Annotated in this window: 15 protein-coding genes; 10 read left to right on the top strand and 5 right to left on the bottom strand. The window is 72.8% G+C overall.

The genetic code is table 11. The features are described 5' to 3' along the window. Window positions 1-7 precede the first annotated feature (7 nt). The 9 genes from B0I32_RS07475 to B0I32_RS07435 all read left to right on the top strand — a co-directional run bounded on the left by B0I32_RS07475 (window position 8) and on the right by B0I32_RS07435 (window position 11,230). Window positions 8-757 carry an SDR family NAD(P)-dependent oxidoreductase gene (locus B0I32_RS07475; protein WP_106237017.1) on the top strand — a complete coding sequence of 250 codons (750 nt, stop codon included), beginning with the start codon at window positions 8-10 and terminating at the stop codon, window positions 755-757. Further along, window positions 754-2,067: an AMP-binding protein gene (locus B0I32_RS07470; RefSeq protein ID WP_106236212.1), complete on the top strand. Its 1,314-nt coding sequence runs from the start codon at window positions 754-756 to the stop codon at window positions 2,065-2,067. Before B0I32_RS07475 ends, B0I32_RS07470 begins: the two co-directional genes overlap by 4 nt. A gap of 16 nt (window positions 2,068-2,083) precedes the next feature. Further along, on the top strand, window positions 2,084-3,109 hold the full coding sequence (locus tag B0I32_RS07465) for a LuxE/PaaK family acyltransferase (RefSeq protein ID WP_106236210.1): 1,026 nt from the start codon (window positions 2,084-2,086) through the stop codon (window positions 3,107-3,109). Continuing rightward, the gene (locus B0I32_RS07460) at window positions 3,109-4,347 is read left to right on the top strand and encodes an acyl-CoA reductase (RefSeq protein WP_106236208.1); all 1,239 of its coding nucleotides are present in this window, start codon (window positions 3,109-3,111) and stop codon (window positions 4,345-4,347) included. Before B0I32_RS07465 ends, B0I32_RS07460 begins: the two co-directional genes overlap by 1 nt. A 206-nt stretch (window positions 4,348-4,553) precedes the next feature. Continuing rightward, window positions 4,554-6,896: a hypothetical protein gene (locus B0I32_RS07455; protein ID WP_106236206.1), complete on the top strand. Its 2,343-nt coding sequence runs from the start codon at window positions 4,554-4,556 to the stop codon at window positions 6,894-6,896. Between the two features lie 116 nt (window positions 6,897-7,012). Further along, a complete protein-coding gene (locus tag B0I32_RS07450) occupies window positions 7,013-8,131 on the top strand; it encodes a glycosyltransferase (RefSeq protein WP_106236204.1) in 1,119 nt (372 codons plus the stop codon). 3 nt (window positions 8,132-8,134) lie between these two features. Beyond that, entirely contained in the window at window positions 8,135-8,842 is a 708-nt protein-coding gene (locus tag B0I32_RS07445; RefSeq protein WP_106236202.1) for a class I SAM-dependent methyltransferase, read from the top strand. Window positions 8,843-9,068: 226 nt separating this feature from the next. After that, window positions 9,069-9,716, top strand: coding sequence for a polysaccharide deacetylase family protein (locus B0I32_RS07440; protein ID WP_181307134.1), 648 nt, complete (start codon window positions 9,069-9,071; stop codon window positions 9,714-9,716). 29 nt (window positions 9,717-9,745) lie between these two features. Continuing rightward, on the top strand, window positions 9,746-11,230 hold the full coding sequence (locus B0I32_RS07435; RefSeq protein ID WP_106236199.1) for a hypothetical protein: 1,485 nt from the start codon (window positions 9,746-9,748) through the stop codon (window positions 11,228-11,230). Here the strand turns inward: B0I32_RS07435 and B0I32_RS07430 are convergent. From B0I32_RS07430 to guaA, 4 genes are all read right to left on the bottom strand, one after another. Further along, on the bottom strand, window positions 11,227-11,694 hold the full coding sequence (locus tag B0I32_RS07430; RefSeq protein WP_219911689.1) for a response regulator: 468 nt from the start codon (window positions 11,692-11,694) through the stop codon (window positions 11,227-11,229). The two genes, B0I32_RS07435 and B0I32_RS07430, sit on opposite strands and share 4 nt — an antisense overlap. After that, window positions 11,694-13,472, bottom strand: coding sequence for a CHASE3 domain-containing protein (locus B0I32_RS07425; RefSeq protein ID WP_106236197.1), 1,779 nt, complete (start codon window positions 13,470-13,472; stop codon window positions 11,694-11,696). Before B0I32_RS07425 ends, B0I32_RS07430 begins: the two co-directional genes overlap by 1 nt. After that, window positions 13,469-14,647 (bottom strand): PP2C family protein-serine/threonine phosphatase, encoded by a 1,179-nt coding sequence (locus B0I32_RS07420; RefSeq protein ID WP_106236195.1) that lies wholly within the window; start codon window positions 14,645-14,647, stop codon window positions 13,469-13,471. Before B0I32_RS07420 ends, B0I32_RS07425 begins: the two co-directional genes overlap by 4 nt. Before the next feature lie 254 nt (window positions 14,648-14,901). Further along, on the bottom strand, window positions 14,902-16,449 hold the full coding sequence (guaA, locus tag B0I32_RS07415) for a glutamine-hydrolyzing GMP synthase (RefSeq protein ID WP_106236194.1): 1,548 nt from the start codon (window positions 16,447-16,449) through the stop codon (window positions 14,902-14,904). A 117-nt stretch (window positions 16,450-16,566) separates the two neighbouring features. Between guaA and B0I32_RS07410 the strand changes: the two genes are divergently transcribed. Further along, the gene (locus tag B0I32_RS07410; RefSeq protein WP_106236192.1) at window positions 16,567-17,487 is read left to right on the top strand and encodes a DUF2207 domain-containing protein; all 921 of its coding nucleotides are present in this window, start codon (window positions 16,567-16,569) and stop codon (window positions 17,485-17,487) included. A 93-nt stretch (window positions 17,488-17,580) separates the two neighbouring features. On the opposite strand, the gene B0I32_RS57505 is transcribed toward B0I32_RS07410, so the two are convergent. Next, window positions 17,581-18,501, bottom strand: coding sequence for an SDR family NAD(P)-dependent oxidoreductase (locus B0I32_RS57505; RefSeq protein WP_106236191.1), 921 nt, complete (start codon window positions 18,499-18,501; stop codon window positions 17,581-17,583). Window positions 18,502-18,516: the final 15 nt, after the last annotated feature.

Genomic DNA, 18,516 nt, shown 5'->3' with positions numbered 1-18,516 from the left:
GTGCTCCGTGACCGGCTCGGCGGCACCCAGGATCGCCCTCGTCACCGGCTCGACGAGGGGCATCGGCCGAGCCGTCGCCTGCGCCCTGGCCACGGCTCATCACACGGTCGTGCTGCACGGCCGCGACGAGGAGCGCGCCGCGAAGGCCGCGGCCGAGGTCGCGGCCGAGACCGGCGGCGTGACCGACTTCGCCCACGGCGACGTGGCCGACGCCGGGCGGCTCGCCGACATGATGCGGCGGATCCACCAGCGCCACGGCCGCCTCGACACCCTCGTGGTCAACGCCGGCGTGCACGCCGCCGGCCTGCTCGGCCTCACCGGGCGCGAGACGGTCAGCCACCTGTTCGAGGTCAACGCCGCCGGCGCGGTGCACACGCTGCAGGCGGCGCTGAAGCTGCTGCGCAGGGGCGAGGCCCCCGCGGTGGTGCTGGTCTCCTCGGTGATGGGCCGCGCGGGCGGTGCCGGTCAGGCGGTCTACTCCGCGAGCAAGGCCGCGGTGCTCGGCCTCACCCTGGCCGCGGCCAAGGAGCTCGGCCCCGCCGGGGTCAGGGTCAACGCCGTGACCCCCGGCTACATCGAGACCGACCTGCTCGCCACGCTCGACGACGATGGGCGGGCCGGGGTCGTCGCGGCCACCCCGCTCGGCCGCCTAGGCAGCCCGGGCGACGTCGCCGGCGCCGTGGCGTTCCTGGTCTCGCCGGCCGCCGCGTTCATCACCGGTCAGGTGCTCGGCGTGGACGGCGGGCTGGTGCCATGATGTTCCCCCACCCGCGCGCCCGGCTCATCGCCGCGGGAGACGCGAAGGGCCTGGAGGGCGACGACCTGGCCCGCTACGTCAAGCGCTCGGCGGAAAACCTCGACGGGCTGCGGCCGGGGCCGCTGTTCTGCGCCATGCGCAACACCCTGGCCTCGGTCTTCTGCTATCTCGGGGCCTGGCACTCCGGCCGGCCGATCGCGCTGCTCGATCCCGACCTGCCCACGGCCACGCTGGCCGACCTGGCCGACCGGTTCAGGCCGGCCGCGCTGCTCGGCTTCACCAATCCGCTCGACGGGCCGCCGCCACCGCGCGGCGACCTGCCCGATCCCCATCCCGACCTGGGCCTGCTCCTGGCCACCTCGGGCTCGACCGGCAACCCCAGGCTCGTCCGGCTGTCCCGTCAGGCGGTCCTGGCCAACGCCGCCGCCATCGCCTCGACGCTGTCCATCGGGCCCGAGGTGATCTCGCCCACGAGCCTGCCGCTGCACTACAGCTACGGGCTGTCCGTGCTCAACAGCCACCTCATCGCCGGCGCGACTGTGGTGCTGACGGAGGCGGGGCTGCTGGAGCGCTCGTTCTGGGCCGACTTCTCCGCCCACGGCTGCACGTCGCTGGCCGCGGTCCCCTACCAGTACACGATGATGCGCCGCATGCGCTTCGACCGCGAGCGCTATCCCGCCCTCACCACGCTCACCCAGGCCGGCGGGCGGCTCGCGCCCGAGCTGATCAGGGAGTTCGCGGGGCAGGTCGACCGCTTCTACGTGATGTACGGCCAGACCGAGGCCACCGCCCGCATGGCCGTGCTGCCGCCCGAGCGGCTGGCCGACAAGCTCGGCTCGGCCGGGCTGGCGCTGCCCGGCGGGCGGCTGGAGGCCGACGACGACGGCGAGATCCTCTACCACGGGCCCAACGTCATGATGGGCTACGCCGACACCGCCGACGACCTGTCCAGGGGCGACGACCTGGGCGGGGTGCTGCGCACGGGCGACCTGGGGCGGGTCGACCCCGACGGGTTCCTGCACATCACCGGGCGGCTCAAGCGGATGGCCAAGATCTTCGGCATCCGGGTCAACCTCGACGACGTCGAGCGCATGCTGCGCGGCTCCGGCCCGGTGGCGGTCACCGCCGGCGACGACCGGGTGACCATCTGGACCGAGACGCTCGACCCGCCCGCGCGCGTGCTCATGGCCCGGCGGCTGGCCGCCGAGCTGCGGCTGCACTGGAGCGGGTTCGAGGTCAACCACATCGACCGGCTGCCGCTGCTGGCGTCCGGCAAGATCGACTACCGCACCCTGGAGTCACTCGCATGAGCGGGCGTCCCGCGCGATGAGCGTGTTCACCCTGGCCGGTCCCGAGCGGGACGCCGCGCTGCTGCCCCGGCTGGCGGCGCTGACCGAGCGGCACCGCGAGGCGTGCCCGCCCTACCGCCGCATCCTCGACGCGATCGGCTCCGCGCCTCCCTACGAGCGGGTGGCCGACCTGCCGTGGCTGCCGGTGCGGCTGTTCAAGACCCACGAGCTGCGCAGCGTGCCGGAGGACCAGGTCTTCCGGGTGCTGACCTCCAGCGGCACCACCGGCCAGCGGCCGAGCCGGATCTACCTCGATCAGGAGGCCGCCGCCGCGCAGACCCGCATGCTGGCCGCCACCGTGCGGGCGGTGCTGGGTGAGCGGCGGCTGCCGATGCTGATCGTCGACAGCCGCTCCGTGGTGCGCGACCCCACGCTGAGCGCCCGCGGCGCCGGCGTGCTCGGCATGATGAACTTCGGCCGGGACCACACGTTCGTGCTCGACGAGCAGGGGCTCGTGGACGCGGAGGCGGTCACGTCCTTCCTGCGGCGTCACGGCGGCGAGCCGTTCCTGATCTTCGGCTTCACCTACATGGTCTGGCTCCACCTGCTCGGCCTGGGCGGCGACCTGTCGCAGGCGGTGCTCATCCACTCGGGCGGCTGGAAGCGGCTGGCCGAGCAGGCGGTCGGCAACGCCGAGTTCCGGCGGCGGCTGGCGGCCGAGTGCGGCCTGACCCGGGTGCACAACTTCTACGGCATGGTCGAGCAGATCGGCACCGTCTTCCTCGAAGGCCCCGACGGCGACGGGCTCTACTGCCCCGACTTCGCCGACGTGGTCATCCGCGACCCCGAGACCTGGCAGGAGGCGGCCGACGGGGTGCCGGGGCTGATCGAGGTGGTCAGCACGCTGCCCACGTCCTATCCGGGTCACGTGCTGCTGACCGAGGACATGGGCGTGGTGCGCGGCGTCGACGACGGCAGCTGGCCCGGCAAACGCTTCGAGGTCCTCGGCCGGCTGCCGCGGGCCGAGGCGCGCGGTTGCAGCGACACCTTCGGGCAGGGCTGATGCCGGACAACAGCACCACCATCGACGTCCCCGCCGTGGACGTCAGGTTCCCGGTCGCCGGCACCGTGCCGGTCGAAGGGCTGCTCGCCGGGCTCGACGGCACCCTGCGGGTGGGTGACGAGCGGATCAGGGAGTTCCTCGCGGCCTTCGGCCGGCGGCTGCTGCGGCCCGCGCTGGCGCGCCGCCATCCCGAGCTGGGCTCGCTGGGCTTCTTCCTGCGGCCGAGCGAGCTGGCCCGCACCATCGACGGTCTGGGCGGTCAGCACGTACGCGTCCCGCGCGGCCTCGTCTTCCACGTCCCGCCCGCGAACGTCGACACGGTCTTCGTCTACTCCTGGGCCCTGTCGGCGCTGATGGGCAACCGCAACGTGGTGCGCCTGTCCCCCCGTTCCGGCGCGGTCGCCGAGACGATCCTGGAGACGCTGCACGAGGCGCTGGCCGACGCAGACCCCGCCGTCGCGGCCACGCAGCGCGTCGTCTCCTACGACCGCTCCGACGCCGTCACGGCCGCGCTGTCGGCCGCCTGCGACCTGCGGGTGGTGTGGGGCGGCGACCACACGGTGAGCGAGCTGCGCCGCCACGCCCTGGCCCCCCACGCCCGCGACCTGACCTTCCCCGACCGCTCCTCCTTCGCCGTCATCCGGGCGGCGGCGTGGCTGTGCGCGCCCAGGGCCGCTCGCGTGACGGTCGCCGAGGGGTTCGTCAACGACACCTACTGGTTCGACCAAGCCGCCTGCTCCTCGCCCAGGACCGTGTTCTGGGTGGGCGCGCAGGGCGACTGCGACACGGCGCGGGCCGACTTCACCGACCACGTCTCGCGGGTGGTCACCGTACGCGGGTGGGGCGTCGACGCGGCCATGGCCGTGGAGAAGCGGGTCTCCACCTACGGGCTGGCCGCCGACGGGCTGGCCGAGGGGGTGGAGTTCCGGGGCAACGCGCTGGCCTGCGTCTGCCTGTCGGCCGCCGCCGCGGCGCCGCGCCGGTGGCTGGGGGCGGGCACGTTCGCGTACGCCAGGCTGGAGTCCCTGGGCGAGCTGGCGTCGCTGGTCGAACGGCGCGACCAGACGATGACCCACTTCGGCTTCGGCCAGGCCGAGCTGGAGGAGCTGGCCATGGGGCTGGCCGGGCGCGGCGTCGACCGCATGGTGCCGGTGGGCAGCGCGCTCAGCTTCCACCGGGTGTGGGACGGCGTCGACCTGCCGGCCGAGTTCACGCGTCTGGTGACCGTGATCAGATGACGCCGGTTCCACCCCGGCGTCCGCTCGTCCGCCTCGCTCGCGGACGCGCCCTCCACCCGGGGTGGCCGCCGGCCTTCTTCCGTTTCCTGGGGCGCGGCCTCTTCGCGAGATGGGCACAGGGCGCTTTCGTGCGGTTCCCGGGTCGGGGGCGGGCTGGTCTGGTGCGCTTTCGCGGGGTTCGGTCGGGGTGGATTCCGGCCGTCCTCGTGAGCTGCGGGGCCCTGGCCGTGTTCCTGTGGTGCGGGGTCTCCGCCCGTGACCTGGCGTTCTTCGCCGCCTACCTCGGGGCGGGGGTGCTGATTCCCGGCACGCTGCTGTGGCGGGCGCTGACCGGGGGCGGCCGGTCCCTGGCCGAGGAGCTGGCGGCGGGGCTGGCGCTGGGCTACGCGGTGGAGGTGCTGGCCTACATCCCGGCGAGGGTCGTGGGGGCGCCGCTGCTCGTCCTGGCCGCGCCGGTCGCCGTCCTGTGCGCGTTCACCTGTGTGCCCCGGCTGCGACGGCACTGGTGGACCCGCCACGCCACCGGACGCCACTCCTCCGGTGCCTTCCCATCCGGACGGCACCCTTTCGAGCCGCCTGCGTCCAGACCGCACTCGTCCGAGTCGCCTGCGTCTGGGCGGCACTCGTCCGGGCGGGTCGGCAGGCGGCGGCAGGCGGCCGGGGCGGTGGCTGGGAGGCGGCGTGGGCAGGGGGGTGGTCCAGGGGTCCGGGAGCGGGTGCCGGGGTGGTGCGCGTGGGCGCTGGCGGGGATCGTCGCCTACCTGGTCGGGTGGAGTGCGTTGTTCCTGTACCGGGTTCCGGTGCCGGCCGCGTACGTGGACATGCCCTATCACCTGGCCCTGGTCGGTGAGGCCAAGCACCACTTCCCGCTCACCGTGCCGTCCGTGCTGGGCGAGAAGCTGTCCTATCACTGGTTCGTCTACGCCGAGATGGCCGCCACCAGCTGGGTCACCGGGATCGAGCCGCTGACGCTGGTCTACCGGCTGTCCACGTTGCCGATGGCCGCCGCGACGGTCGTGCTGGTGGCGGCGATCGGGCGGCGGCTGGGCGGCCGGTGGTCGGCCGGGGTGGCGGCGGCCGGGGTGGCGTACTTCGTGTTCGGGCCCGAGCTCTTCCTGTTCGGGCCCGAGCAGCTGGAGGACGTGAGCTTCCCGACGCGCTCGATGTTCACCGTCTGGGCCAGCCCGACGCAGACGTTCGGTGCGCTGCTGTTCGCGCCCGTGGTGCTGCTGCTGGTCGGTGAGTTCGGCCGGCGGTGGGCGGCGCTGGCGGTGCTGCTGCCCGTCCTGGCCGGAGCCAAGGCTACCTACCTGCCGATGTTGCTGGCGGCCCTGCTGCTCATCCTGGCGGTGCGCGCGCTGCCCGTACGCGCGCGCGACCGCAGGGGCGCCGGGCGTACGGCGGGCGGGGTCGTGTGGAAGGTGGTGGGGCGGTGGTGGCGGGGGCCGTGGGCGGGGGCGGCCGTGTGGGCGGTCGTGTGTCTGCTGTTCGCTCAGGTCGTGCTGTTCGGGCAGGGGGCGCAGGGGACGGTGGTGGCGCCGTTCGCGACCATGCGCGGGCTGTGGGCGCGGGTTGCGGGGCTGTCCGATCCGGCGGTGGTGCCGGTCTGGGTGGCGGCGGTGCTGACAGGGGTGCAGCTGTTCTGCCTGGCCTGTGTGTGGGGTGGGGTGGCGGGGCTGGGGCGGCGGGTGCTGGAGCCGGCCGTGCTGCTGGTGGCCGGCGTCGGGCTGGCCGGGATCGGCGCGAGCGTGCTGCTCGGGCATCCGGCGGACTCGCAGCTGTACTTCCTGGAGGCGGCGCGGCCCTACCTGTCGATCGCCGCCGTGTGCGGGGTGCTGGCGGCGGCGCGCCTGCCGTGGGCCCGGCTCGCCGGCCTGGTGGGGGCGGGAGCGGCGGCCGCGCTGGTGGCGGGCCTGCTGAGCACACTGGTGCCGGACCCGACGGGCTTGCCTGGAGGAAGGCTGGGGCTGGTCGTGGCGCCGTACGCGGTGCTGGCGGTGGCGGCGGTGCTGGTGTGGCGGCGCGGGCACGTGCTGGCGGTGGTCGCGGTGCTGGCGGGGTACGCCGTGCCGACCTCCGTACGGGAGGTGGCCGGGCACGTGCTCCCGGACGGTGAGCGGCGCGAGCGGCTCATCCCGCCGGGGGCGCGGGCGGCGGGGCGGTGGCTGCGGGCCCACTCCGCGCCCGGCGACGTGGTGGCCACCGATCTGCACTGCCTGCACGACGGGTGGCAGGTGTGCGACAGCAGGCACTTCTGGGTGTCGGGGTTCAGCGAGCGACGGATGCTGGTCGAGGGCTGGGCGTACACCGAGAGCACGCTGGCACGGGCCGGGCTGTTCGCGGGCTCCTACCTCGCGGTGCCGTTCGCGGACCAGAAACGGCTGGCGGCGAACGACGTGGTCTTCCGCGCGCCCACCGCGGAGAACGTCCGGCGGCTCGCCGACGAATACGGCGTCACGTGGCTTTTCACCGGGATGAATCCGCGACTGGAGGAATTCGCCCGATTGCGGTTTCGCAACGCGACCACGTCCATCTATCAAATCCCCTGAGGAAGTAAAAAGATCCTCTCGTTCGCGGAATGGGGAAGGGAAACCACCCACGCCCCGCCGGACGCCCCTGGACCATACCCGTGGATCGAAGGGCCACGGAGAGATCAGGGGAGTCTATGGACACGCGTGCCATCGTGGAGCCGGGCCCCGGCATTCTCGACCCGGCGGCCCGGGTGGCGAGCGTCGACATCGTCATCCCCGTGCTCAACGAGGAACGCGCCCTGCCCGGCTGCGTCCGTACGCTGACCCGCTACCTCGACGGCGGCTTCCCGCTGCCGTGGCGCGTCACGATCGTGGACAACGGCAGCACCGACGCCACCTGGCCGCTGGCCAGGGCCCTGGCGGCTGAGCTGGAGAACGTGCACGCGCGCCGCCTGGACGTCAGGGGCCGGGGCGCGGCGCTGCGGGCGGCCTGGCAGGACAGCCCGGCCGACGTGGTGGCGTACATGGACGTCGATCTGTCCACCGGCCTCGGCGCCCTGTTCCCGCTGGTCGCCTCGGTGGCCAGCGGGCACTCGGAGCTCGCCGTCGGCACCCGGCTGGCGCACGGCGCGCGCATCCGCCGCTCGCTGCGCCGCGAGGTGGTCTCACGGGGCTACAACGCGCTGCTCAGGTACGGCTTCGGGGTGCGCTTCAGCGACGCCCAGTGCGGCTTCAAGGCGGTCAGGGCCGACGTGGCCAGGCCGCTGATGGGCAAGGTCGAGGACGACTCCTGGTTCTTCGACACCGAGTTGCTCCTGCTGGCCGAGCACAACGGGCTGCGGGTGCACGAGGTGCCGGTGGACTGGATCGAGGACGCCGACTCCCGCGTGCGCGTGGTGCGGACGGCCGTGGACGACCTCAGGGGCCTGGCCAGGGTGGCCTGGTCGATGGCGCTGGGGCGGGCGGAGGTCGCGGTGGCCAGGCCGGAGCCCGAGCCCGCGCATCCCGACGCGGTGACGCTCGGGCCGCGGGCGGCGACGATGGCGGCGGTGGCGAAATTCACCTCGTTCGCCGCCATCGGCACGTTCTCCGTCAGTTTTTACGCGCTCACTTATCTGCTCCTGCGCGAATCCTGGACGCCGGCCGCGGCGAATCTCTGCGCGCTCGTCCTGGCCGGAATCGTCAACGTCGAAGCCAATCGCCGGTGGACGTTCGGGCCACGCGCCGCGCCCCGGTTCAGCGCGCTGGCGTTCTTCTCCACGGCCACGTACGGCCTTTTCACGCTGCTCCGCCTCTCCCGTACAAGGAAATGATGGATGGAAACCTCTGAGATCCGCCGCCTGATCGCGCTGGAGGACGGCCACTGGTGGTATCGGGAGCGCCGCGCCGTCCTGCGCAGGGAACTCCGCAGACTGGCCCGGCTGGGCCGTCCTGGGCGGGCGCTGGACATCGGCGCGGCGGGCGGCGGGAACACCAGGGTGCTGGTGGAGGCGGGCTGGGACGCGACGGCGACGGACAGTTGCCAGGCGGCGGTGGAGACGGCCAGGCGGCGCGGCCTCAAGGCGGTCCTGGCGGACGCGCGGGAGCTGCCGTTCGAACGCGAGAGCGTGGATCTGGTGACGGCGTTCGACGTGCTGGAGCACATCCACGAGGACGACCTGGCCGCCGCGGAGATCGCCCGGGTGCTGGCGCCGGGCGGGCACGCGCTGATCGCGGTGCCGTGCGACATGGCGCTGTGGTCGGCCCACGACGACGCCGTCGGCCACGTGCGCCGCTACGGCCGCGACTCGCTCACGGTGGTCGTCGAGGGGGCGGGCCTCACCGTCGATCGGGTCTGGAGCTGGAACGTGCTGCTGCGCCCGCTCGTGGCCCGGCACCGCCGCCGCTCGACCGGCAGCGACCTGGGCCGGATGCCGCTGATCGTCAACGCCGGCCTGTCGGCGATCGTCCGCGCCGAGCGTTATCTGCCGGTCAAGTCGCTCAAGGGAGTCTCGCTCTTCCTGCGGGCACGGCGGGGCCGCTGATGCTGTCGGCGGCGCCGAAGCTGTCGGCGGCGCTGAAGCCCGTCGGGGCCGCTGAAGCCGTCGGAGACGCCGGGGCCAGAACGAGACATCCGCCGTAACTCCGGCGGGTTCTGTTGGCTTTAGGCTGTCTGCTGTGGTGATTCATGGCCTCCTCGCGGCTTCCTTAGCCCTTACTTCCGTGCCCGCTGCAGCCCTTACTTCCGTGCCCGCTGCAGCCCTTACTTCCGTGCCCGCTGCAGCCCTTGCTTCCGCGCCCGCCGCGGCCTCCGTCGACTGCCGCCGGGTCAAGTGCCTGGCGCTGACCTTCGACGACGGGCCGGGGGCCTCCACCCCCGCCCTGCTCAAGACGTTGTCCAAGGCGGGCGCCAAGGCCACGTTCTTCCTGGTCGGCAAGCGGGTGGAGGAGCGGCCGAAGATCGCACGGCAGATCGTCGCGCGCGGGCACGCGATCGGCAACCACACCTACGCCCACTTCTCGCTGCCGGCCCACTCCGACAACGAGATCCTGGAAGCGATCAAGCTCAACCAGGAAGTCATCCAGAAGGCCACGGGCGTGCGGCCGAAGATGTTCCGCCCGCCGTTCGGTCACACCGACGAGCGCGTGCTCTGGGCGGCGTCACAGACCGAGCTGGCGGAGATCCTCTGGACGGGCACCACGCTCGACTGGAGCCTGCGTGACGCCAAGAAGATCAAGGCGACCGTGCTCAAGCTGGCCAGGCGCGACGGCGTGATCCTCATGCACGACACCGTCCCGCAGACGGTGAAGGCCATGCCGCAGATCCTCAAGGAGCTCAAGAAGCGCGGCTACCACCTCGTCACCGTGCCCACGCTGCTGCGCGGCAAGGGGCCGACGGCAGGAGAGAGCTACTTCTAACACTTCTCCCCCAGCTCAGGATGGGAACCATGGGGAGTGACACCCGGCGCGGGCCGTGGGCCGCGATGGCGACCTTCCTGGTCGTCCAGGCGGTGCTCGGCTGCTGGTGGGCGGCGCTCTACCCCGGCCTGTTCAGCCGCGACTCGGTCCTCTATCTCAGCCATACCCTGGTCGGGCCCTGGGTGAGCGATCACTCTGTGCTCTACGACGGGCTGGTGTGGCTGAGCTTCACCGGCACCGGTGACCTCGGGGCCGTGACGTTCGCGCAGACGACGGCCATGGCCGGGGCGCTGACGTACCTGGCCAGGTCACTCGTGCGCCTCGGCGCGCCAGGAGTGGCGACCACCGCCGTCGCCGTGCTCATGCCGCTGGCGCCGCCGGTGGGCGCGTTCACGGTGACGTTGTGGAAGGACGTGCCGTTCACGATCTGCGCCGTGCTGATCGCGGGCGCGTGCGCGCGCGTCGCCGCCAGGCGGGCCGTCACCGTGCCCGCGCTGATCTGGCTCTCGGTGCTGTTCGTGCTGCTCGGGCTCTTCCGCGCGAACGGCTTCCTCGTCGTGGCGGTGGCCGTGCCGGTGATGGCGCTGATCGTGCGCACCATGCGCGTGCGGCTGCTGCTGGCCGGCGCCTTCGCCGCCGCGATCCCGCTGCTGCTGAACAACCTCGTCTTTCCCCAGTACGGGATCGTGTCGCCGTCGCGGACGTACGTCTACCACACCGCCTTCGGTGACATCGCGGTCGCCTACCGGGCGGATCCCGGGCTGTTCACTCCTGCGGACATCTCGCTCCTCACCTCCGTGGCGCCGCTGGAACGCTGGTGGGAGGGAGGCGCCTGCGCCACCATCAACCCGCTGATCTGGCGCAAGGACTTCAGCTGGTGGCAGGCCGACATGCACGCCACCGAACTGCTGGAGCTGTGGCGGCGGCTGCTGGTCACCGAGCCCGCCATGGTGGTGCGGACCCGGCTGTGCCGCGGCGCGATCGCCTGGCGGCCGGTGCAGGACGAGCTGACGACCGGCGGGATGACGTACCGGCTGTCGCGGCGGCCGAACGCCGACACCTACGTCGGGCCGCACGAGGTGACCGACTTCCCCGAGCGGTGGGTGTTCTCACTGCGGCCGCTGTCGATGGAGCTGAACCGGGTGGCCGAGCCCTTGCTGGACGCCGCGCTGGCCCCCGAATGGGACTGGGTGTTGTGGCGGGGGGCGTCGTGGGCGTACCTGTCGTACCTGGCGGCGGGGCTGGCGGCGTGGGCGCTGCGCAGCCGGTACGTCCTCGTGGTGGCGGCGGCCGTGGCCGCGCAGCAGGTCGTGGTGCTGGCCAACATCTCGGCGCAGGACTTCAGGTACATGGCCGCGCCGATCCTGGTCGGGGCGCTGCTCGTGCCGCTGCTGGCGGCGAGCGTGACCCGGCTGCTGGTCCGGCTGCTGACCTGGCCGTTCCGGCGCCGGCGGCGGAGGCCGCCGGTGGCGCGGCCGCACACCGCCCCGCCCCTGGACGCGGAGCGGGTCTAGCGGAGGTCGTCGTCGCCGCCCAGAGAGGCGCGGCCGGGCAGGCGGACGACCGTGACGAAGAAGTCGTCGATCTGGCGGATCACGGCCATGAACCGGTCGAGGTCGACGGGCTTGCTCACGTACGCGTTCGCGAACAGCTCGTAGCTGCGCAGGATGTCCTCCTCGGCCAAGGACGTGGTCAGGACGACGACGGGGATCGAGCGCAGCGCGGGGTCGCCCTTGATCTGCTCCAGCACCTGGCGGCCGTCGTACTTCGGCAGGTTCAGGTCGAGCAGGATGAGGTCGGGCCGGGGCGCGCCCTCGTACGCGTTGCGCCGGTGGACGAAGTCGAGCGCCTCCAGGCCGTCCCTGACGACGTGCAGGTTGTTGCGGATCTTGTTGTCCTCGAACGCCTCGCGGGTGATGAGCTCGTCGCCCGGATCGTCCTCGACGAGCAGCACTTCGATGGGCTTCCCGGTCGTCATCAGCCGGCCTCCTCGCTCTCGGCGGGCCTCGGCCGCTGTGCGGACTCCTCGGTCCGGGCCTCGGCGGACACCTCGGCCGGCCCCGCTGCGGGCACCTCGGCCGGCACCTCGGCCGGCACCTCGGCCGGCACCTCGGCCGGCACCTCGGCCGGCAGGGTGAAGCGCAGGCAGGCGCCGCCTTTGTAGTCGGTGTCCAGCCAGATCCGGCCGCCGTGGTTCTCCACGATCTTCTTGCACATCGCCAGGCCGATGCCGGTGCCGCTGTAGGTCTCGCGGCTGTGCAGGCGCTGGAAGATGATGAAGATCTTGTCGGCGAACTCCGCCTCGACGCCGATGCCGTTGTCCGTGACCGAGAACTCCCAGCCCTCCTCGCCCGCGGGCGCGCAGTCGATCCTGATCACGGGCGCGCGGCCGGGGTCGCGGAACTTGATGGCGTTGCTGATCAGGTTCTGCCAGAGCAGGCGCAGCATCGTGGGGTCGCCGACGACGCTGGGCAGCTTGCCGGGGCGTTCGAAGCCGGCGCCCGACTCCTCGATGGGCGCCGACAGGTCGTCGATGACCTTGTCCAGGGCCTCCTCCAGCTCCACCGGCTCGCGGTCGTCGTACATCCTGCCCACGCGCGAGAAGCTCAGCAGGTCGTTGATGAGGACCTGCATCCGGGTGGCTCCGTCGACCGCGAAGCGGATGTACTGGGTCCCGCGCTCGTCCAGCACCGAGCCGTAGCGCTTCTCCAGCAGCTGGCAGAAGGTGGCGACCTTGCGCAGCGGCTCCTGCAGGTCGTGCGAGGCCACGTACGCGAACTGCTCCAGCTCGGCGTTCGAGCGGCGCAGCTCACCCGCCTGCGCGTCGAGGTCGGCGGCCTGCTCGCGCAGCTGCACCTGCTGCCGGTGCGAGTCCGCCAGCGCGCGGACGATCTGCTTCCGCATCAGGTCCACGTCCTCGGCGACCTCGCGGATGTCGGCGGCGCCCCGCGCGGGGATCACGTGCTCGAAGTCGCCGGCCGCGATCTGGCGGCTGGCCTGGCGCAGGTCGTTGAGCGGGATGCCGACCGCCCGGCGCAGCAGGACGCCCATGGCGAGGGCCGCCAGCGGGAAGACCACGAGGATGGCCAGGAAGGCCCAGTTGCGGATCTGCTCGGCCCTGACCAGGTCCGCCTGGGACTGCGCGCGGGCCAGCGCCAGGCGGGCGTTCTGCCGTTCCAGCAGCATCCTGATCTCGTCGAAGACCCGCTTGCTCTCCTCGACCCTGGCGGCGGCGACGGCGCCGTCGGCGCGTCTGTCCTCCGTCATGGGCTCGGCGTACTCGCTGCGCCAGACGGCGGCGCGGTCGCGGACGGCGTTCAGCTGGGCGAGCAGGTCCGGCCGGTCGGAGAGGAGCGCGGCGACCTGCTGGTAGCTGAGCCGCTCGGCGGCCACTCCTTCGCCGTACGGCTCCAGGAACTCCTGGCGGCCGGTCAGCAGAAAGCCCCTGACGCCGGTCTCCTGGTCGATGAGGGCCTTCTGCAGCTTGGCGGCCTCGATGGCGGCCGGGGAGATCTTGCCGGTGAGCTGGTCGGACAGGCGGCTGGTGCGGTCGAGCATCAGACCGCCGACCACCGCGCAGACCACGATGAGGACGGTGATGACCGAGATCACCAGCACGAACCAGCCGTGCACGGTGAGCCGCCGCCAGCGGGAGTCCGGAGCCGCGCCCGCGCCTTCCGGGCCCGCGCCTCCCGCGCCTGCTTCTGACGTGCCGGCGGGCGCGCGGGAGTCCGGCGTCGTCGTCACTTCGTTCATGACTCGTCTTTCCAGCGCAGGTGCACCACCGCCAGGTCGTCGGCGGAGGCATCGGGGGCGGTGACCGACTCGACGTCGGCCAGCAGCGCGTCGAGGAAGCCCTCACCGTCGAGGTGCGCGTGGCGTGAGGCCAGGTCGAGCAGGCCCTCCTCGCCCAGCCAGGTGAGCGGCTCGCCGGGCAGCCGGCGCTCGAAGAGCCCGTCGGTGTAGAGGGTGAGCCCGCCGCCCTTGGGCAGCTCCAGCACGTCCTGGTGCCAGTCGACCTCGACCGGCAGGCCCAGCGCCGGGCTGCGCCCAGGGTCCGCCAGCGAGACGGTGTCGTCCTGGTGGAGCAGCATGCCGGGATGGCCGGCCCGCCAGATCCGGACCGTACGCTGGTCGGGGTCGAGCACGAGCGTGGTCATCGTGACGAAGATCTCCGACCCGGGCCGCTCGGCCTCCAGGATGCGTTCGAGCCTGCGCAGCAGGGCCGCGCCCGTCACGCCGCTGAGCACCAGCGCCCGCCAGGCGATGCGCAGGCAGACCCCCACCGCCGCCTCGTCGGGGCCGTGGCCGCACACGTCGCCGATCACCGCGTGCACGGACTTGTCGTCGGACTCCACCACGTCGAAGAAGTCGCCGCCGAGCGTGGCCGCGCCCCTGCTGGGACGGTAGCGGGAGGCCACCTCGATCGGCATGCTCTGCAGCAGCGGCTTGGGCAGCAGGCCGCGTTCGAGGCGCTCGTTCTCCTTGGCGCGCATGCGCTCGGCGTGCAGGGCCACGGCGGCCTGCTCGGCCTGCTTGCGCTGCATCGCGTAGCGCAGCGTCCGGCCCAGCCATTCGGCCTCGACCCGGCCTTTGACCAGGTAGTCCTGGGCGCCGGCGGTCACCGCCGCCAGCCCGGCCTGCTCCTCGGCCAGACCCGTCAGCACCACCACGGCCGCGTCGCCGGCCTTCTCCATGACGGCCGACAGCGCGGAGAACTCGTGGGAGTCGGGCAGCCCGAGATCGAGCAGCACGCACTGGGGGCGCAACCGCACCAGCGCCTTGCGGGCCTCGTCCACCGAACGGGCCCACTCCAGGCGCACTTTCAGCCCGCTGTCCTCAAGCAGCTCCTCGACGATGAACGCATCCTGCGGATCGTCCTCGACGAGCAGCACCAGCGGCTGCCTGCCGTCTTCGCTCGCATGGGCCATGCGGGCCTGTCACCCCTTCCGGACCGTGCGCTTGAGCACCCCGATCCGTCGAGACCTCGGGCGTCCCAGTCGCCAACCACGGTCCACGTTGGCCCAGGGGTAGCCCCACTTCCCAGGAATCTCCCTTGTATGCGCGCCCCGCCCGGCCGATCTGCCTGACCGGGCGAAGACCTGCCCTTGGTGCGCCCCGATGGGCCGCACCCGGGCCTTGGTGGGCCGCACCCGGCGAACCGTGGCTCACCTCCGGGACGAGGTCACTCCCACTCGATGGTGCCCGGCGGCTTGCTGGTCACGTCGAGCACCACCCGGTTGACCTCGCGCACCTCGTTGGTGATCCGGGTGGAGATCCGTGACAGCACGTCGTAGGGCACCCGCGCCCAGTCGGCGGTCATGGCGTCCTCGGACGTGACCGGCCGCAGCACCACGGGATGCCCGTACGTACGGCCGTCGCCCTGGACCCCCACGGACCGGACGTCGGCCAGCAGCACCACCGGGCACTGCCAGATGGACCGGTCGAGGCCGGCCCGGGAGAGCTCCTCGCGGGCGATGGCGTCGGCCTCGCGCAGCAGGGCCAGGCGGTCGCGGGTGACCTCGCCGACGATGCGGATGCCGAGGCCGGGACCGGGGAACGGCTGGCGCCAGACCATCGCGGCCGGCAGGCCGAGCTCTTCGCCGGCCCGCCTGACCTCGTCCTTGAACAGCGCCCGCAGCGGCTCGACCAGGGTGAACTGGAGGTCCTCCGGCAGGCCGCCGACGTTGTGATGGGACTTGATGTTGGCGGTGCCGGTGCCGCCGCCCGACTCGACCACGTCGGGGTAGAGGGTGCCCTGGACCAGGAAGTCGACCGGGCCGTCGGCCATGATCGCGCGCTGCTCGTCCTCGAAGACGCGGATGAACTCGCGGCCGATGATCTTGCGCTTCTCCTCCGGGTCGGAGACGCCCTCCAGGGCCTTCAGGAAGCGCTCGGAGGCGTCGACGACGCGCAGCTTCACGCCCGTGGCGGCGACGAAGTCGCGCTCGACCTGCTCGGCCTCGCCCTTGCGCAGCAGGCCGTGGTCGACGAAGACGCAGGTCAGCCGGTCGCCGATGGCGCGCTGGACGATCGCGGCGGCCACCGCGGAGTCGACCCCGCCGGACAGCGCGCAGATCGCGCGGCCGTCGCCGACCTGGCGGCGCACGGCCTCGACGGAGTCTTCGACGATGTTGAGCATGGTCCACGACGGGCGGCAGCCGGCCGCCTCCAGGAAGTGCTTGAGCACCGCCTGCCCGTGCTCGGTGTGCAGCACCTCAGGATGGAACTGCACGCCGTAGAGGCCGCGCTCGACGCTCTCGAAGGCGGCGACCGGGGTCTGCCCGGTCGAGGCGGTCACCGCGAAGCCCTCGGGGGCCGCGGCCACGCTGTCGCCGTGGGACATCCAGACCGTCTGGCTCGCGGGCAGGCCGGCGAAGATGACGCCCTCGTCGAGCACCTCCATCGGGGTGCCGCCGTATTCGGCCAGGCCGGTGCGGGCCACCTCGCCGCCCAGCGCCTGGGCCATGGCCTGGAAGCCGTAGCAGATGCCGAACGTGGGCACGCCCGTGGCGAACAACCCGTGCGGCACCGGCGGCGCGCCCTCGGCGTAGACCGACGAAGGGCCGCCGGACAGGATGATCGCCTTCGGATTCTTGGCCATCATCTCCTCGACCGTCATGGTCGAGGGCACGATCTCCGAGTAGACGTGGCACTCGCGCACCCGCCTGGCGATGAGCTGCGCGTATTGAGCGCCGAAGTCGACCACCAGCACTGTGTCGAATTCAGACACCGTGAGAACCCCCCAAAGGCGAATGCGGTGACCACAGTGTATCGGCCCCGCGTCTTACACCTGGCCTGGCACTGCTTACACCTGGCCTGGCTCGGGCCGACGTGCTAACACAGAACAATGGATCTTGTCTGGCCGGCGGCGGCATGGGCGCTGTGGGTCGCCACGCTGACCGCCGCCCTCAAGGTGTCCGCCCGGGGCGAGGATCGGCGGCGGGCGGCCGAGCAGGCGCCGGTGCCCGCCCCCGTGGCCGAGCTCTTACGCGGGATGCGGCCCCAGGACGTGTTCCATTCGGCTCTGTACGAGCTGGCCGGGCGCGGCTGGGCGACGATCGAGGGCGATCGGCTGAGTCTCGACGAGCCCTTGGACGAGCCGCTGCGCCCGTACGAGAGATGGGCGACCGAACGGGTGCGGGCCCGGCTGGCGGGCGCGGCCGAGGCCCCCGTGATCGACCTGATCCCGGACGGGCCCGATCTGGAGGGTCACTTCCTGCCCCTCGTCCGGCGCGGCGCCATCGATCTGGGCCTGGCGCGGCGGCGCTGGCCGAGCGTGATCGTGCCGCTGCTGCTGGCGGCGGCGCTGGTCGTCCCCTGGTACGCGACCATCGCGGCGGCCGGATTGTCGTGGCCCGGGATGATCGCGACGATGGTGTCCCTGGTGGCGGGGATCGGGCTGCTCATGGGCGGGCGGGGGTTCCTGCTCACGGAACGCGGGCGGGAGGTCGCGAAGGCGGGCTCAGCCGGTCACCGGCAGGAGTGGATCTTCACGGGCAGCGGCTGGCGGGGCGGCCAGATCGAGCCCGCCGAACTGCTGCCTCCCGTTCAGGGGCGGCAGGAGGTGACCGGGTACGTGGTCAAGCGGTGGGTGGACGCCGACGACCACTACATCGCCCTGCACGACGGCAGCTCGCCGAAGGCCACGGCGTTCCACGTGGAACAGGGGCTGTATGAGGACGTGCTGCCGGGCGACTCCGTCCGGCTGCTGGTCAAGGCGCGGAAGGGGACCGTCGTCCGGGTGCTGGCCCACGACCGCCACCGGTGAGGCGAGGTCACGCGCGGCCGGGCGGGCCGCCTCACGTGCGGCCGGATGCTACCTGGGGCCGGGCAGGCCGCCGCGTCGCGTGCGGCCCGACGCTCACCTGGGGTCGGGGAGGTGGCCGGTGAGCAGGGTCTCGGTCTGCAGGCGCAGGCGGGCGGCGTACTTCTCGTCCGTCAGCAGCAGGAACCGTTCCTCGCGGATGCCCGTCACGACCAGGTCGGCCACCGCGGCCGGGTCGAGGCCGCGGCCGGCCGCCCGGCCGATCCGCTCCCGTACCTCCACCTCGTCCGGCGTCGGCGTGGTGACCAGCCCGGGCGGCCGGCTCCGCTCGGACTCGCCAATGCGGGTGTCGACCGCTCCCGGGCACAACGCGCTCACCCGCAGCTTGGCGCCGGTCGCCGCCAGGTCCTGGGCGAGCGCCAGCGAGGCGGCCAGGGCGGCGAACTTGCTCACCGAGTAACCGCCCGCCCCCGGCGAGGCGAACAGCCCGGCCACCGAGACGGTGTTGACGACGTGCCCCTCGGTGTCCTGCTCGATCATGCGCGGCACGAACGCCTGGACGCCGTGCAGCACGCCCCACAGGTTCACGCCGAGCAGCCAGTCGAGGTCCTTGTCCGCGCGCGTCCACAGGTGGCCGCCCTGGAAGACGCCGGCGTTGTTGCACAGCACGTGCACGGCGCCCAGCTCCCCGAAACACCGGTCGGCCAGGTGCCGGACGGCCCAGGCGTCGGACACGTCGGCGATCTGCGTCAGCACCTCGACACCCCCGGCCGCACCCGCGCGCACCCCGGCGTCCCCGCCCGTCTCCGCGGGTAACCCGGCGTCCCCGGTCGTCGCGGCCGTCCCCGGGCGTACCTCGACGTCCGCCGCCATCGCGGCCGTCTCGGCGAGCCCGCCGTGGTCCACGTCGGCGAGCATCAGCGTCATTCCCTCGGCCGCGAACCGGAGGGCCAGCGCCCGTCCGATGCCGCCGGCCGCACCCGTCACCACCGCGACCTTGCCGGAGAGCTCGCGCACGGACAGACCTCCTCG

Origin of the sequence: Nonomuraea fuscirosea (genome assembly GCF_003001935.1) — a bacterium.
GTDB classification, from domain to species: domain Bacteria; phylum Actinomycetota; class Actinomycetes; order Streptosporangiales; family Streptosporangiaceae; genus Nonomuraea; species Nonomuraea fuscirosea.
This window is presented reverse-complemented; position numbering and strand designations above follow the sequence as displayed.